A 14,018-nucleotide genomic window follows, 5' to 3' on the forward strand; every position below is an offset into this window, starting at 1 on the left:
GTGTTGATCGGTGATGTGGCACGACGGTCCGGGGTGAGCGCCCGCATGCTCAGGCACTACGACTCGCTCGGTCTGGTGCGGCCGACGGGGCGCACCGGCGGCGGCTACCGGGAGTACTCCGAGGACGACATCCGGCGGATCTTCCATATCGAGAGCCTCCGGTCGCTGGGGCTGTCCCTGCGTGAGGTCGGGCGCGCGCTCGACGATCCCGGCTTCACGCCCGCGGAGCTCGTCGACGACCTCGTCCGCCAGACGCGGGAACGCATCGCTCGTGAGATGGAGCTGCTCACGCGCCTCCGGCGGATCGGTGCCGCGGAGCCCGCGGGCTGGGAGGACGTCCTCCAGGTCGTCGCTCTGCTCCAGGGGCTGGGGTCGAAGAGCGCGGGGGCGCGTCAGCGCGCGGCCCTGTCGTCGGTCGAGGAGGCCCCGGTGCCGGTGGAAGCGCTGGTCGAGGCGGTGCTGAACGAGGCGGATCCGAATGTCGCCGGGGCGCTTCGGTGGGCTTTGGCGCAGTCGGGCGGGGGAGGGGGCGAGGGCAGTGGTGCGGGCGGTGGTGAGGGAGAGGGCAATGGTGAAGCGGGGGGCGGTAGCGCGTTGGCGCTGTTGGCGGAAGGGCTGGACTCGCCGGTCGCCGCGGTGCGCAAGCGCGCCGTCCAGGCCGTCGCCGCGCTGGGGGACGGTGAGGCGGCGATCGCGCTGCTGCGGGATGCCCTCGCCCACCCCGACCTGGTGGTCCGCGGGTGCGCGGCTCTGGCGCTCGGGGCGCGCGGGGAGGCCGACGCAATTCCGACGCTCATCGATCTGATCGGCGGCGAGGTGTACGTCGAGGGTGAGGCGCACCTCGTCGGGGCGGGGAGCGACGGCGGAGGGGCGAGCGATGTCGGTGGGGTGGGTGACGTCAGCGGGGTGAGCGACGTCGACGCGGCCGACGCGCTGAGCGTGCTGGCGAGCGATCCCGCGCTGGCGGACCGGATCGCCACCGGGCTCGTCGACCGCGTGACCCATGGCGCCACGGAACCAGCCGCACGCCGTCGGCTGACGCAGGCGCTCGCGGACATCCCGGGCGCCACGACGTCGCGTGCTCTCGAAGAGCTTTCGCATGACGAGGACCGCGCCGTCGCGCTCACCGCCAGGTACCTCCTGACGCTGCGCGCGACACGGTGAGGGACACGGGGGGTTGCCGACCGACTGCTGCCGATATATCGTTGAGGCATCGCGACAGGTTCGCGACTGATCAACAAGCAATCGAAGCAATCAAGGAGTGATCGCCATGCGTTCCCATGGTTTTGAACACGAGCACGGCCGCGGTCATGGACGCGGCCGCCATGGCGGCCCCGAGGGTCGTGAGGGTTTCGGCCGCGGAGGATTCGGCGGCTTCGGGGGTCTCGGGGACTTCGAGGGGCGGCGCGGCGCGTTCGGTCCGTTCGGTCCCGGTTTCGGCGGGCCCGGTGGGCCCGGCGGCCCCTGGGGTGGTGGCCGGGGCGGTCGTGGCGGTCCGCGCGGCCGGGCACGGCGCGGCGACGTGCGCGCGTCGATCCTGGCCCTTCTGAAGGACCGCCCCATGCACGGCTACGAGATGATCCAGGAGATCGCCGAGCGCAGTGGCGGGGCGTGGAAGCCCAGCCCCGGTTCCGTCTACCCGACCCTGCAGCTGCTGGAGGACGAGGGACTGATCAGCAGTGCGAGCGAGGGCGGGAAGAAGCTCTTCTCGCTCACCGACGACGGCCGCGCCGCCGCCGCGGAGGGCCCCGAGGCGCCGTGGGAAGAGGCCGGGCGCGGGGTCGACTGGGAGACGCTGAACGAGGTCCGGCAGGCCGGTTTCGGTCTGATGGAGGCGTTCGGCCAGGTCTGGAAGACCGGCAGCAAGGAGCAGCGCGAAAAGGCTCTCGCGGTCGTCAACGACGCCCGCAAGAAGATGTATCTGATCCTCGCCGATGAGGACTGAGGTGGTCGGAGCCGATGGCTCCCACCACAGATGAGGCGCCCCGCACGCATGGTGTGGGGCGCCTCGTTCGTTGCGCGGGCACGCGCGCTGCCGGCCTCAGGTCGCGGACCGGCGTACGCGTGACGGCCTCAGGTCACGAGTCCGTCCAGCTTGCGCAGGGACTCGTTGAGCGCGGCAGTCGCCGAGTCCTTCAGCTTCCCCGCCATCAGGGACACGGCGGCACCGGTGAACTCCCCTTCGATGCGGACGACCGTCGCGGGTCCGTCCGGCGAGAGGGCATAGCGGGTGCGTACGTTGACGCCCATCGGGCCCTTGCCCGCGATGGCCAGGGTGCGGGCGGTCTCCAGCTCTTCGATCGTCCAGTCGACCTCGGCGGGGAAGCCCATCAGCTTCATGTTCTCCACGAAAGTGCCGCCCACCTCCAGGGTGGTCGGTCCGCCCTGCGGGAAGCTCGTGTGCGTGGCGTTCCACTCGTCGTACGAGGAGAAGTCGGTGAGCCGGGCCCAGACCTTCTCGGCGGGCGCCTCCATCCGTGCTTCCGCGCTGACTTCGGCCATGCGGCCCCCTCTTCCCGTCGGGCGCTGCGACGGCCGCAGCTACGGTGTCGCGGAACGTAGCCGCAGGGTCTGGAACATTCAATACTGATGAACTGTCAGATGTGGCCGTGCGGGGGAGTGGGGTACTGTTCCCCTGCCCTGTGACAGACGCAGGCAGCGCGCTTTGGAGGTGAGACCCATTACCGCAGTGGCAGGTCGGGTGCTCCCCCTTCGCGACCGCGCGGTTCACCCGGCATAGGTGACCCGAGGGAGCCCCATCGGGATCCCGAAAGGTTTACATCAGCATGTCGATCACAGCTTTCTCCGCATCGCACCGTTCCTCCGTCGTCGACGCCCTGCGCGCCGCGGGCTGCGTCTTCGCCGAGGACGAGGCGGAGTTGATTCTCTCCACCGCGCGCACCCCGGCCGAAGTGGCCGACATGGTGGAGCGCCGTGCGGGCGGTCTGCCTCTCGAACACGTGGTGGGCTGGGCCGAGTTCCGCGGTCTGCGCGTCGCCGTGGACCCGGGCGTCTTCGTGCCGCGCCGCCGCACCGAGTTCCTCGTCGGGCAGGCCGCCGCGCTCGCCGGGCGTGAAGCCGTCGTCGTCGATCTGTGCTGTGGCTCGGGGGCGCTCGGCGCCGCGCTCGCCGCGGGCCTCGACCGGGTGGAACTGCACGCCGCCGACATCGACCCGGCCGCGGTCCACTGCGCCCGCCGCAATGTCGCGGCAGCCGGGGGCGAGGTCTACGAAGGCGACCTCTACGACCCGCTGCCCGGCACGCTCCGCGGCCGCGTCGGCATCCTCCTCGCCAACGTCCCTTACGTGCCCACCGAAGAGGTCGGTCTGCTGCCCGCCGAGGCCCGCGTCCACGAGGCGCGGGTGGCGCTCGACGGCGGCGCGGACGGACTCGACGTGCTGCGCCGGGTGACCGAGGCGGCGCCCGCGTGGCTGGCGCCCGGCGGGCACCTGCTCTTCGAGACGAGTGAGGGACAGGTGGCCGCCGCCGTCGACGCCGTCGAGCGGGCCGGTCTCGTGGCTCGGGTGGTCAGCGACGAGACCCTGTACGCCACGGTCGTCATCGGGACCCGCGCGGCGGGCCGCGGAGGCCGGCAGGCGGCGTAACGGCCGGACGGCACGACGGGGACCCGGCCCACATTCCCCTGAGCCACCTTCCGGGGGCGCGTGGGCGGCCGGTCGGCCCGTCTCCCGTATCTCCGCCGGTCAGCCCACCAGTCGTATCTCCGCCGCGTCGAAAAGATCCGACGCCCTCGGGAACGGGCCCTCGTCGTGGCAGTGCCAGGCCTCCCAGAACAGGTCGGCGGGCAGTGCGTTGTCGGGTGCGTACACCCGATAGACGTACTGCCTGCCGTCGACAGCAGGCAGGGCGACCATCCAGCTCCTGCTCTCCATGATTGTTGGACGTGCGAAGCCTCGCCATGGTTGCGCGCTCGGCACGGAGCAAGGCGGCGCGCGCGCCGCCGCGCGGGCCGGACCGATCTCATCCGTAAGGAGGACAACCACCGCATGCGTGCCCAACCTGTGTCGGACGCCAAGATGCTTCCCGCCGCCGATGCATATGCCCCTGGAGGTTGATGTGGTGGGAGATGTGCAAAGCCGTACCCCGCCGGGCGCCGAGCCCGGCCCGACCCGAGCAGAACTCGACTCCGGACTCAGCGCGGAACTGGCGTCGGTGGTGGCCGGTGCGCGCCGTCGCGCCGTCCGTGACGGGGATCGGCAGATAGACACCGCGCACCTGCTGCACTCCCTCCTGGAGACCGACCCCGAGGTGCGATCCGTTTTCGAGAACGGCGCGCAGGCCGTGCGGGTGCTCGGCTATCTCGTGCAGCGCAGCATCGGTTACGGCCTGCAATGGCAGGGCACCGTCGAGGACTCCGGTGCCGTGCCCGTGGTGACGCCGGTGAAGGAGACCGGCTGGTCGCCGGCCGCCACCAGCGCGATGGACACGGCGCTGGAACGTGCCGCGCTGCGCGGGGAGGCGCGGGCCCTCGGCATCGACCTGCTCGCGGGGCTCGTCGCCGACCCGGAGTGCCGGGCCGTCGAGGTCCTCGGACGGGCGAAGGTCGACGTCCCGGTGCTGCTGCGGCGTATCGAGGCGGGATGCAGGCAGTACGCGTCCGGCGGGCAGGGGCATGTCGCGGGCCATGGGTACTCCGCAGGCCAGGGCTCCGACTGCTGACCGCGGGGCGGCGTGGCGTCCGCCGATTGAGACAGGGGTCTAAAGGGGTGACGCTCCTGACGTCGGCTGCCATGATGTGCCGGTGCGAGCGTCTGACGGTATTCAAGAGGAAAGCCATGGCTCCCGAGGAAGTCATGGAAAGAGTGGTGGCAGGGGGCTCGGGCTGGGTCTCGCCCTGATCTCCGCGGTCGCCTTCGGCGGTTCCGGCGTCGCGGCGAAACCGCTGATCGAAGCGGGCCTCGACCCGCTGCACGTGGTGTGGCTGCGGGTGGCGGGGGCCGCCCTCGTGATGCTGCCCGTCGCCTGGCGCCACCGCGGACTGCTGCGGAGCAGGCCCGCGCTGCTCGCCGGGTTCGGTCTCCTCGCCGTCGCGGGCGTCCAGGCCTGCTATTTCGCCGCGCTCTCCCGCATTCCCGTGGGGGTCGCGCTGCTGATCGAGTACCTCGCGCCCGCACTCGTGCTCGGCTGGGTCCGCTTCGTGCAGCGGCGGCCGGTGACGCGGGCCGCCGCGCTCGGTGTGGTGCTCGCCGTCGGCGGGCTCGCCTGCGTCGTCGAGGTGTGGGCGGGGCTGAGCTTCGACGCCGTCGGCCTCCTGCTCGCGCTCGGCGCCGCCTGCTGCCAGGTCGGCTACTTCGTCCTGTCCGACCAGGGCAGCGACGCGGGCGACGACGCCCCGGACCCGCTCGGCGTCATCGCGTACGGCCTGCTCGTCGGCACCGCGGTGCTGACCGTCGTCGCGCGGCCGTGGGGCATGGACTGGTCGGTGCTCGCGGGCGACGCGGACCTGGACGGCTCGGCCGTGCCGGCCTGGGCGCTGCTCGCCTGGATCGTGCTCATCGCGACGGTCGTCGCCTACGTCACCGGCGTCCTGTCCGTGCGCAGGCTCTCGCCCCAGGTGGCGGGCGTCGTGGCCTGCCTCGAAGCGGTCATCGCGACCGCCCTGGCCTGGGTCGTCCTGGGCGAGCACCTCTCGGCGCCGCAGGTCGTCGGTGGCGCGATCGTGCTCGTGGGCGCGTTCATCGCCCAGTCCTCCGCACCGGCCGACACCGCCGTCGTACCGGGGGAGATCCCGGCATCCGAAACGGAGTTGTCGCACAGCGGGAGCCGGTCCTAAGGTGCTGATCATGTATTCGCACGCACTCGTTCTTCCGCCCCCCGCCGCTTAGCGCGGGGCACTGACGGAACACGCCCGAGCCGGTGGCCGGGCGGAACGGTGCTGCCCGCAGACGGAGCCAGTCATCCCTCTCTGCTGCGGAGATCTCACGTGTCGAACATGTCGAGCACGTCCAGCGCGCCCGTACTCCCGGGCGCCGCTGTCCTTCCTGCCGTCCGGCGCCTGCCCGTCGGACGAGGCCTCTTCTATCTGATCATCGCCGGAACCGCGTGGGGCACCGCGGGTGCCGCCGCCGCGCTGGTCTTCGATGCCGGCGACATGGGCCCGGTCAGCCTTTCCTTCTGGCGGTGCGTGGGTGGCTTCGTGCTGCTGTTCGCGGCGCGTCTCGTGCGGCCGCGCCGTGCCGGGGCGTACGGGACGGCCGCCGAGCCACTGAGCAGTCGGGCGCACCAAGTGCACCGGGCGCACCAGGTGCACCGGGTACGCCGACTGCGCCGGGTGCGCAGGATCGTCGTGACGGGTGTGGCCCTCGCGGTGTTCCAGACCGCCTACTTCGCCTGCGTCGAGGCGACCGGCCTCGCGGTCGGCACCGTCGTCACCATGGGGTCGGGGCCCGTCCTCATCGCGCTCGGCGCGCGGCTGACCCTGAACGAGCGGCTCGGACGCGGCGGTGTCGTGGCCGTCGTCGGCGCCCTCGGGGGCCTCGCCGTGCTGGTCCTCGGCGGCGACGGCGGCGGTGGCGCGACCGTGCGGCCTTCGGGGGTCGCCTGGGGGCTCGTCTCCGCGGCCGCGTACGCCGTCATGACGCTGCTCACGCGCTGGTGGGGCCGGGACGGCGGCGCCGACTCGGCCGAGACCACGGTCTGGGCGTTCGCCGTCGTCTCGCTCTGTCTGCTGCCGCTCGCCGCGGTCGAGGGCCTGGTGCCGCACACCGCCGACCCCGTGCGCGTGGGCCTGTGCCTTCTGTACATCGCCGCCGTGCCGACGGCCGTCGCCTACGCCCTGTACTTCGCCGGGGCGGCCGTCGTACGGTCCGCCACCGTCTCCGTGATCATGCTGCTCGAACCGGTGGGCGCCGCGATCATCGCGGTCGCGTTCCTGGGTGAGGCGCTGACGGTGGCGACCGTGCTGGGCACGGCGCTGATGCTGGCCGCGGTGACGGGCCTCGCGGTCACGGAGGCGCGGGGCGTGGTGGCCGAGCGGCGCGAAGTGGTGCCGGTGGCGCCGGTGTAGGGGAGCGGGGTGGGTGCCTTGCGGTGACATCTGCTTGCCGTGAGGCGCCCCCGCCATCTGCCCTCGCCGCCGTCCGTGGGGCCTGATCCGGTCCTGCGCCGGGTCCGGTCCCGCGCCGGGTCAGGTCTCGCACCGGATCACGTCCCGCGCCGGGTCAGGTCTCGCGGCGGCGCGCCTGGTGCGCGCGGGCGGCCGCGTCGCGAGGCCCCTGCCGCTCGGCGAGACCGGCGGCGATGCGGTCCTGCACTTCGTCCGGCTTGTGACTCGCGTACTTGAACTTCGCCCGTACGTCCGTCACTTCGAGGGTGAGCGCGCGGATGCCGGAGAGCATGCGGCCGTACGGAGCCTCCCCCACCGCCGCCCGCGCGGAACCGCCCTCCGGCTGGAAGTGGCCGACCTGGCGGTTCAGGATGTCGGCCTTCTCCTCGGGGTCGTCGACGACGCGGGCGGTGCAGCGGAGCTGGACGGCGGCGTAGAAGCTGGTCGGCACGCCGTGCTCGGCCGGAATGTCGGGGGCGGCCTGCCAGGGCCCCGGCACGTACACGTAGTCGTCGACCACGCTCAGCAGCACGGTGGGGTCGGCCTCCAGGGCGTGCCACACGGGATTCGGGCGCGCCAGGTGACCAAGAACCCGCCCGTGAGTGCCGTGTGTGGCTTCGTACGTGAAGTGGAGCGGCTGGACGTGGGGAGGCTCGCCCGGCAGGCCGTTCACGGCGAGTTGCCCGAAGTCATGGGTGGCGAGCCACTGTTGCCACTCGGTGTCGGTGCGGGGGGCGTCCCAGGGGTGGATCAGCATCACGGCCCCGCCAGGTAGGCGGGGACCTCGATGCCCGGTGCGAGGTCGTCGGCGGGGATCAGGGCGTCGTGGCCCTTGCGGAGCGGGACCACGCCGGCCCAGTGGGGGAGGTCCATGTCCTCCGGCTCGTCGTTCGGGCCGCCGGTGCGCGCCTTCGCCGACACCTCGTTCAGGTCGAGGCGGAGCACGGCGGTCGCCGCGAGCTCCTTGGCGTCGGCGGGGCGGGAGTCGGCCGCCCGGCCCGGCACGACGTGGTCGACGAGCGCGTCCAGCGCGAGCCGCTTCTCCTCCGGGTCCGTGACCTGGTGGGCCGTGCCGTGGACCACGACGGAGCGGTAGTTGATCGAGTGGTGGAAGGCCGAGCGGGCCAGCACCAGGCCGTCGACGTGGGTGACGGTCAGGCACACCGGCAGGCCCGGGTCCTGCTCCGTGGCGGACGCGCCCGCCATGCGCAGCGGCCGGGACCCGGTCGAACCGTGCACGTACAGGCGGTCGCCCACCCTTCCGTAGAGCGTCGGGAGCACGACGGGGGCGCCGTCGCGGACGAAGCCGAGATGGCAGACGTAGGCCTCGTCGAGTATCGCGTGCACCGACTCGCGGTCGTACGAAGCGCGCTCCCGTGAGCGGGTGGGGATCGTGCGGTCGGTCGGTGTGTAGGCGGCGCCCGGCGAAGGGGTGTCGGTGGTGCTCGGCTGCGTCTGCATGGTTCTCCCTGCTCTGTCGCGCTGTGCGGTGCTGCTGCGTTCTCGACTTGCCACAACTATTGCACTAGTGCATAATCTGCTTTGTGCTAGGAGAGTATCGGATCGAAGGTCGGCGTGCAGCTGAGATCGCGGCCAGCGTGGAGCGTGCGGTGGGCGACGGCGGCCTCGAACCGGGCCAACTGCTGCCACCCATGCGGGAGTTGGCGACCCATCTCGGGGTGAATCCCAATACCGTCGCGGCCGCCTATCGCACGCTGCGCGAGCGGGGCGTCATCGAGACGGCGGGGCGGCGCGGCAGCCGTATCCGTCCGAAGCCCGCCACCACCGCACGCGAACTGATCCGGGTGGACGCGCCGCCAGGGGTGCGCAACGTCTCCAAGGGCAACCCCGACCCGAGGCTGCTGCCCGCCCTGTCCGAGGCGCTCACGGCGGCCGCCGCACAGAGCGACGAGCGACCCGTCCTCTACGGAGAGGGCGCGGTGGACCCGGAGCTCGAACGGCACGCGCGCGTGGCCTTCGACGCCGACGGCGTGCCCCGTGGCCCCCTCGCCGTCACCTCCGGATCGCTCGACGCCATCGAGCGCGTGCTCGCCGCCCACCTCAAGCCCGGCGACGGGGTCGCCGTGGAGGACCCGGGGTGGGGCAGCCTGCTGGATCTCGTCTCCGCCCTGGGGCTGCGCGCGGTCCCGGTGGGTGTGGACGACGAGGGTCCGCTGCTCGCCGACGTGGAACGGGCGCTGGCGTCCGGCGCGCGGGCGGCCATCGTGACGGACCGGGCGCAGAATCCGACGGGTGCCGCCGTCACCGCTCCACGCGCGCGTGCCCTGCGGAAGGTGTTCGCCGCGCACGAGGACGTGCTGCTCATCGAGGACGACCACGGCCACGGCATCGTCGACCTGCCGCTGCACCCGCTGGCCGGGGCGACCCGCAGCTGGGCCCTGACCCGCTCCACCGCCAAGGCGTACGGCCCCGACCTGCGGCTCGCCGTGCTCACCGGTGACCCCGTGACGGTGGACCGGGTGCAGGGGCGCCAGCGGCTCGGTCCCGGCTGGGTGAGCCGACTGCTGCAGCGCGCTGTCGCCCGGCTCTGGGCCGAGGGCGCGGTCGACCCCCGCACGGTGGCGGCCTCCTACGACCGGCGCCGGGAGGCCCTCATCGCGGCGCTCGCCGAGCGGGGCGTGGCCGCGTATGGACGCAGCGGCATGAACGCGTGGGTGCCGGTGCCCGACGAGACCGGGGCGGTCGCGCGGCTGCTGCACGCGGGGTGGGCCGTGGCTCCGGGGGCGAGGTTCCGGCTGAACACGCCGCCGGCGGTGCGGATCACCGTGGCGGCGCTCGACGACGAAGACATCGTGGCGGTGGCGGACGCCGTCGCCGCGGCCACCGGGCCCGCTCCTGTCCGGCGTTACGACTGACGGGGCGGGCATACTTCTGGGGTCGCTACGACTGACGGGGCGGACGCACTTCCGGGCGCCTTCGTGCACGGCTGGGCGCCTTCGTGCAACGGCCGGGAGCGCGGGCGCGGCCTGGACTGGGTGAGCGCGGCGCCCGCCAGGACGATCACCGCGCCGACGGGCGTCGACCAGCTCAGGGACTCACCGAGCACCGCGACGCCGGCGGCGGTCGCGATGACCGGGATGAAGTACGTGACCATCTGGGCGGTCGTCGGGCCGACCTCGGCGACCAGTGCGTACTGAAGCAGGAACGCGAGCCCGGTGCCGAGGGCACCGAGTGCCACGACGGCGAGCAGCGGTACGACGGGGAAGTGGGTCGGCAGTGACGTGAACAACGGGGTCACTATGGCCAGTTCGCCCGTCGCGACGAGCAACTGGGCGCCGGAGAGGGAGAGGTTCGAGTGCCCGGACCCGGCCAGTGTGCGGCGTACGTAGATCCAGCCGATCGGGTAGCTGAGCGAGGCGAGCAGCGCCATCAGGGTGCCGCCGAGGTCGAGTCCGCTGAAGCCCTGCCACGCGCCGAGCACGGTGAGCACACCGAAGAAGCCGAGGCCGAGGCCCGCGACGCGGCGCCGGGTCGGCCGGTCCTCGGAGAGCGCGACCAGCGAGAGGGCCATGCCCCACAGCGGTGACGTCGCGTTGCAGATCCCCGCGAGCGTCGACGGGATCGTCAGCTCCGCGTACGCGAAGAGGGAGAACGGCAGGGCGTTGAGCAGCAAGGCCGCCACCGTCAGGTGCAGCCAGGTCCGCGCCCCGCGCGGCAGCCGCTCCCGCTTCACCACGAGCACGGCGGCGACCACGGCCGTGCCGAACGCCAGCCTCCCCAGGGTCACTTGGAACGGGGCGTACCCGTCCGTGCCCACCTTGATCAGCAGAAAGCTGAAGCCCCAGATGAGCGAGAGGACACCGAAACGGATGCGCCAGTCGAGGGCGGCGCGCGTCGGCGTGCCGGGAGGGGTGACTGCCGGTCTGACTGCGGAGGTGGCGGGGGCGGAGGGGGCGTAGGGGACGGTGGCCGACCGGGGCGGCGGGGGCGCGGTGCTCATGCGTCTCACGATGGACCCGACGATCTCGTAGCACAAGCGAGATTTCGTGCGGTGTATCGCGTAGCATCGCTTACATGTTGAACCTGGAGCGGCTGCGCACGCTCGATGCCCTCGCCCGGCACGGCTCCGTCAGCGGGGCGGCCGCGGGGCTGCATGTCACGACGTCGGCGGTCTCGCAGCAGATGACGAAGCTGGAGCGCGAGGTGGGCCAGCAGCTCCTCGCCAAGAACGGCAGGGGGGTGCGCCTGACCGACGCCGGGCGGCTGCTCGCCGAGCACGCCGCGCGGATCCTCTCGCAGGTCGAGCTCGCCCAGGCCGACCTGGAGGAACAGCGCGGCAAGGCCGTCGGCGAGCTGCGGATCTCCGCGTTCCCCACAGCCATGCGCGGCCTGCTGCCCGCCACCCTGTCCGCGCTCCGCGCCGACCACCCCGGGCTGAGGGTGGCCTGCCAGGAGATGGAGCCGACGCCGGCCGTCGCGGCCGTGGTGCGGGGCGACATCGACATGGCGGTCGTCCTCGACTGGTACAACAAACCGCTGCCCGTCCCGGACGGCCTGGTCAAGGTGCCCCTCCTCGACGACCCCGCCGACATCGCCATGCCCGCGGCACACCCCCTCGCGGACCGCACGGAGGTGGACCTGGAGGAGTTCGCGAACGACGAGTGGATCACCTGGGCGGAGGGCGAGTTCTGTCACGAGTGGCTGATGTTCACGCTGCGCGGCAAGGGCGTCGAGCCGCGCATCGCGCACCGCGCCGAGGAGCACCATACGCAGCTCGCGCTGGTCGCGGCCGGCCTCGGGGTGTGCGTGGCACCGCAGTTGGGCCGGGACCCGATGCCGACGGGGGTGCGCGCGGTCCCGGTGCGGCAGCGGGTGCGGCGGCATGTGTACGTGGTGTGGCGGGCGGACGCGGACCGCCGCCCGTCGATCAGGGCGGCGGCGGAGGCGCTGAGGGCGGCGGGGGCGGGGCTCCGGTAGGTGGCTCGGGTGGCGTCCTTCGGTCGGGGAAGCTTCGGAAAGGGACAGGGGGGCTTCGGAAAGGGGCAGGAAAGCTTCGGAAAGGGACAGGGGAGCTTCGGAAGGGGGCAGGGAAGCTTCGGAAAGGGGCAGCAGGGGAGCTTCGGAAGGGGGGCAGAGGGAGCTTCGGGAAGGGGCAAGGGGCGGGCTGGTTCAGTGGGTTCCCGCCCGGCCGGGCGCGGCCAGTTTGCGGAAGTCCCAGGAGGCCACGGCGTCCGGTGTCAGGCGCGCCCAGGCGTGACGGCCGTCGTGCGGCATCTCGGACATGCCGAAGTTCTTCTGGGCGAACAGCCGCTCGGGCTCGACGAGTTCGGGGCAAGGATCGCCCCTGCGCGGGCACTCGCCGACGAAGTCCACCGTCCCCGACAGCTCCACGCCGCGCAACTCGCCGTACTCCTCTCCGGCGTCGACCACCACGGCGATCCGCGGATCCTTGCGGAGGTCGGCCCAGCGCTTGCTGCGGGTGATCGAGTACAGCCACAGCGACGTGCCGTCCCAGGCGAACCAGAGCGTGCTGGCGTGCGGGGCACCGTCCTGGGACACGGTCGCCACCCGGCACGTGCGCTCCGTGGCGAGGAACGTGTCGAGTTCGTCCGGCGTCATCATGATCCTGCGGCCCCGGCGCTGCGTGACGGCCATGTGTCCTCCAGCTCAGGATGTTCGTAGGTGGGACGGAAGCCTGACTGCGCGTCAGGAAAGAATGAGGGCTCTTCCTTCGTGACGCAATGGCCGTTAGCCTCGCGCGGATTCCGGGCCCAGGGGGCCGACACCCGGCCGGCGCCGGCGTTCCGGACGTCCGCGACAAGGGGAAGCCATGCCGTCGTACGAACAGCTGAGGGAACTCCTCGACCCCGCCACCACGGCCCTGCTGACCGTCGAGTGCCAGCAGGGCGTCGTCGGCACCGAGAGCGCCCTGCCCGAACTGGCCGCGGAGGCACGGAAGTCGGGCGCCCTCGCCAACGTCGCCAGGCTGGTGTCCGCGGCACACCAGAGCGGGGTGCAGGTCCTGCACGCGGTCGCCGAACGGCGGCCCGACGGGCGCGGGGCCAGCCACAACGCCCGGCTGTTCCGGGCCGCCGAGCGGCTGCCCGTACAGCAGCTCTCGGGCACCGCCGCCGTACGGATCGCGCCGCCGATCGAAGTGGCCGACGAGGACTTCGTCGTACGACGCCTGCACGGCCTGTCACCCGTCGCGGGCACCGACGTGGACCCACTGCTGCGCAACATCGGCTGCCGCACCCTGCTGGTCACCGGCGTCTCGGCCAACGTCGCGATACCGAACGCTGTGTTCGACGCCGTGAATCTCGGCTACACCGCCGTCGTGCCCGCCGACGCCATCGCCGGAGTCCCCGCCGACTACACACCCGCCATGGTCCGCCACACCCTCGCGCTCGTCGCCACCGTCACCACCACGCAGGACGTGCTCGGCGCCTGGAAGCGGCCGGGCCGCGCCGGCTAGACCAGCTTGATCGAGCCGCCCGCCACGGTGATCTCGGCCGTCGGCAGGGGCTTGGGCGCGGGACCGCCCCGCACGCTGCCGTCCGCGATGTCGAACTTGCTGCCGTGGCAGGGGCAGTTGACGGTGCCGCCCTCGACGCTCGTCACCGGACACTGCTTGTGGGTGCAGCGGTTGGAGAACGCCTTGAACTCGCCCTTGGTGGGCTGGGTGACCACGATCTGCTCGTCCTTGAAGATCTTGCCGCCGCCCACGGGGATGTCCGACGTCTTGGCCAGCACGGCGCCGCCCGCGCCCGCGCCACCGTCCTCACCGCCTTCCGGCTCCTGCGCGCCCGCCGGTTCGGAGGAGCTCTTGTCGTCACCGGACCCGCAGGCGGTGAGGGCGGCGGCGATGCCCGCGGCGCCGATGGTGGCCATGACCGTGCGGCGGCAGGGAGCGGAGACGGTCTCTTCGGAAGCCGTCGTGCCCGGAAGTGAAGTCGTCATGTCCGGTGGTACGGAGCCATGGCCCTCCGTG

General features: G+C 72.5%; 16 protein-coding genes. 9 read left to right on the top strand and 7 right to left on the bottom strand.

Annotated elements, in window-relative coordinates; translation table 11 throughout:
- Together ACZ7LU_RS17195 and ACZ7LU_RS17200 are read left to right on the top strand one after the other, a co-directional pair.
- The gene (locus tag ACZ7LU_RS17195) at positions 1-1,164 is read left to right on the top strand and encodes a MerR family transcriptional regulator (RefSeq protein ID WP_471917095.1); all 1,164 of its coding nucleotides are present in this window, start codon (positions 1-3) and stop codon (positions 1,162-1,164) included.
- A gap of 106 nt (positions 1,165-1,270) precedes the next feature.
- Complete coding sequence (locus tag ACZ7LU_RS17200) at positions 1,271-1,945, top strand: PadR family transcriptional regulator (RefSeq protein WP_468090580.1); 675 nt, start codon at positions 1,271-1,273, stop codon at positions 1,943-1,945.
- Between the two features lie 128 nt (positions 1,946-2,073).
- Here the strand turns inward: ACZ7LU_RS17200 and ACZ7LU_RS17205 are convergent, their stop codons facing one another.
- Positions 2,074-2,502: a type II toxin-antitoxin system Rv0910 family toxin gene (locus ACZ7LU_RS17205; protein ID WP_398312080.1), complete on the bottom strand. Its 429-nt coding sequence runs from the start codon at positions 2,500-2,502 to the stop codon at positions 2,074-2,076.
- A gap of 284 nt (positions 2,503-2,786) precedes the next feature.
- Here ACZ7LU_RS17205 and ACZ7LU_RS17210 point away from each other — a divergent pair, with 284 nt between their 5' ends.
- Entirely contained in the window at positions 2,787-3,605 is an 819-nt protein-coding gene (locus tag ACZ7LU_RS17210; protein WP_471917096.1) for a putative protein N(5)-glutamine methyltransferase, read from the top strand.
- Between the two features lie 99 nt (positions 3,606-3,704).
- Here the strand turns inward: ACZ7LU_RS17210 and ACZ7LU_RS17215 are convergent, their stop codons facing one another.
- Entirely contained in the window at positions 3,705-3,893 is a 189-nt protein-coding gene (locus tag ACZ7LU_RS17215) for a hypothetical protein (RefSeq protein ID WP_398312074.1), read from the bottom strand.
- A 196-nt stretch (positions 3,894-4,089) separates the two neighbouring features.
- Here ACZ7LU_RS17215 and ACZ7LU_RS17220 point away from each other — a divergent pair, with 196 nt between their 5' ends.
- The 3 genes from ACZ7LU_RS17220 (at position 4,090) to ACZ7LU_RS17230 (ending at position 7,027) form a co-directional block, all read left to right on the top strand.
- Complete coding sequence (locus ACZ7LU_RS17220; RefSeq protein ID WP_471917097.1) at positions 4,090-4,680, top strand: peptidase; 591 nt, start codon at positions 4,090-4,092, stop codon at positions 4,678-4,680.
- A 76-nt stretch (positions 4,681-4,756) separates the two neighbouring features.
- Positions 4,757-5,794 carry an EamA family transporter gene (locus tag ACZ7LU_RS17225; protein WP_468718767.1) on the top strand — a complete coding sequence of 346 codons (1,038 nt, stop codon included), beginning with the start codon at positions 4,757-4,759 and terminating at the stop codon, positions 5,792-5,794.
- A 159-nt stretch (positions 5,795-5,953) separates the two neighbouring features.
- Positions 5,954-7,027, top strand: coding sequence for a DMT family transporter (locus ACZ7LU_RS17230; RefSeq protein ID WP_471917098.1), 1,074 nt, complete (start codon positions 5,954-5,956; stop codon positions 7,025-7,027).
- Between the two features lie 154 nt (positions 7,028-7,181).
- On the opposite strand, the gene ACZ7LU_RS17235 is transcribed toward ACZ7LU_RS17230, so the two are convergent.
- Together ACZ7LU_RS17235 and ACZ7LU_RS17240 are read right to left on the bottom strand one after the other, a co-directional pair.
- Positions 7,182-7,823, bottom strand: a complete 642-nt coding sequence (locus tag ACZ7LU_RS17235) for an FMN-binding negative transcriptional regulator (RefSeq protein ID WP_468090568.1) — start codon at positions 7,821-7,823, stop codon at positions 7,182-7,184.
- On the bottom strand, positions 7,823-8,527 hold the full coding sequence (locus tag ACZ7LU_RS17240) for a pyridoxamine 5'-phosphate oxidase family protein (RefSeq protein WP_471917099.1): 705 nt from the start codon (positions 8,525-8,527) through the stop codon (positions 7,823-7,825). The genes ACZ7LU_RS17235 and ACZ7LU_RS17240 overlap by 1 nt, the downstream gene beginning before the upstream one ends.
- An 83-nt stretch (positions 8,528-8,610) precedes the next feature.
- Here ACZ7LU_RS17240 and ACZ7LU_RS17245 point away from each other — a divergent pair, with 83 nt between their 5' ends.
- On the top strand, positions 8,611-9,942 hold the full coding sequence (locus ACZ7LU_RS17245) for an aminotransferase class I/II-fold pyridoxal phosphate-dependent enzyme (protein ID WP_471917100.1): 1,332 nt from the start codon (positions 8,611-8,613) through the stop codon (positions 9,940-9,942).
- On the opposite strand, the gene ACZ7LU_RS17250 is transcribed toward ACZ7LU_RS17245, so the two are convergent.
- On the bottom strand, positions 9,933-11,027 hold the full coding sequence (locus tag ACZ7LU_RS17250) for a DMT family transporter (protein ID WP_468718762.1): 1,095 nt from the start codon (positions 11,025-11,027) through the stop codon (positions 9,933-9,935). The two genes, ACZ7LU_RS17245 and ACZ7LU_RS17250, sit on opposite strands and share 10 nt — an antisense overlap.
- Positions 11,028-11,101: 74 nt before the next feature.
- Here ACZ7LU_RS17250 and ACZ7LU_RS17255 point away from each other — a divergent pair, with 74 nt between their 5' ends.
- Positions 11,102-12,004 carry a LysR family transcriptional regulator gene (locus tag ACZ7LU_RS17255; RefSeq protein WP_398312051.1) on the top strand — a complete coding sequence of 301 codons (903 nt, stop codon included), beginning with the start codon at positions 11,102-11,104 and terminating at the stop codon, positions 12,002-12,004.
- Between the two features lie 192 nt (positions 12,005-12,196).
- Here the strand turns inward: ACZ7LU_RS17255 and ACZ7LU_RS17260 are convergent, their stop codons facing one another.
- Entirely contained in the window at positions 12,197-12,682 is a 486-nt protein-coding gene (locus tag ACZ7LU_RS17260; protein WP_471917101.1) for a pyridoxamine 5'-phosphate oxidase family protein, read from the bottom strand.
- Between the two features lie 175 nt (positions 12,683-12,857).
- On the opposite strand from ACZ7LU_RS17260, the gene ACZ7LU_RS17265 reads away from it, so the two are divergent.
- Positions 12,858-13,502 carry a cysteine hydrolase family protein gene (locus ACZ7LU_RS17265; protein WP_471917102.1) on the top strand — a complete coding sequence of 215 codons (645 nt, stop codon included), beginning with the start codon at positions 12,858-12,860 and terminating at the stop codon, positions 13,500-13,502.
- Here ACZ7LU_RS17265 and ACZ7LU_RS17270 read toward each other — a convergent pair.
- On the bottom strand, positions 13,499-13,987 hold the full coding sequence (locus ACZ7LU_RS17270; protein ID WP_471917103.1) for a Rieske (2Fe-2S) protein: 489 nt from the start codon (positions 13,985-13,987) through the stop codon (positions 13,499-13,501). The genes ACZ7LU_RS17265 and ACZ7LU_RS17270 overlap by 4 nt on opposite strands.
- Between the last annotated feature and the right edge of the window lie 31 nt (positions 13,988-14,018).

This window comes from Streptomyces sp. NPDC039462 (genome assembly GCF_055639375.1).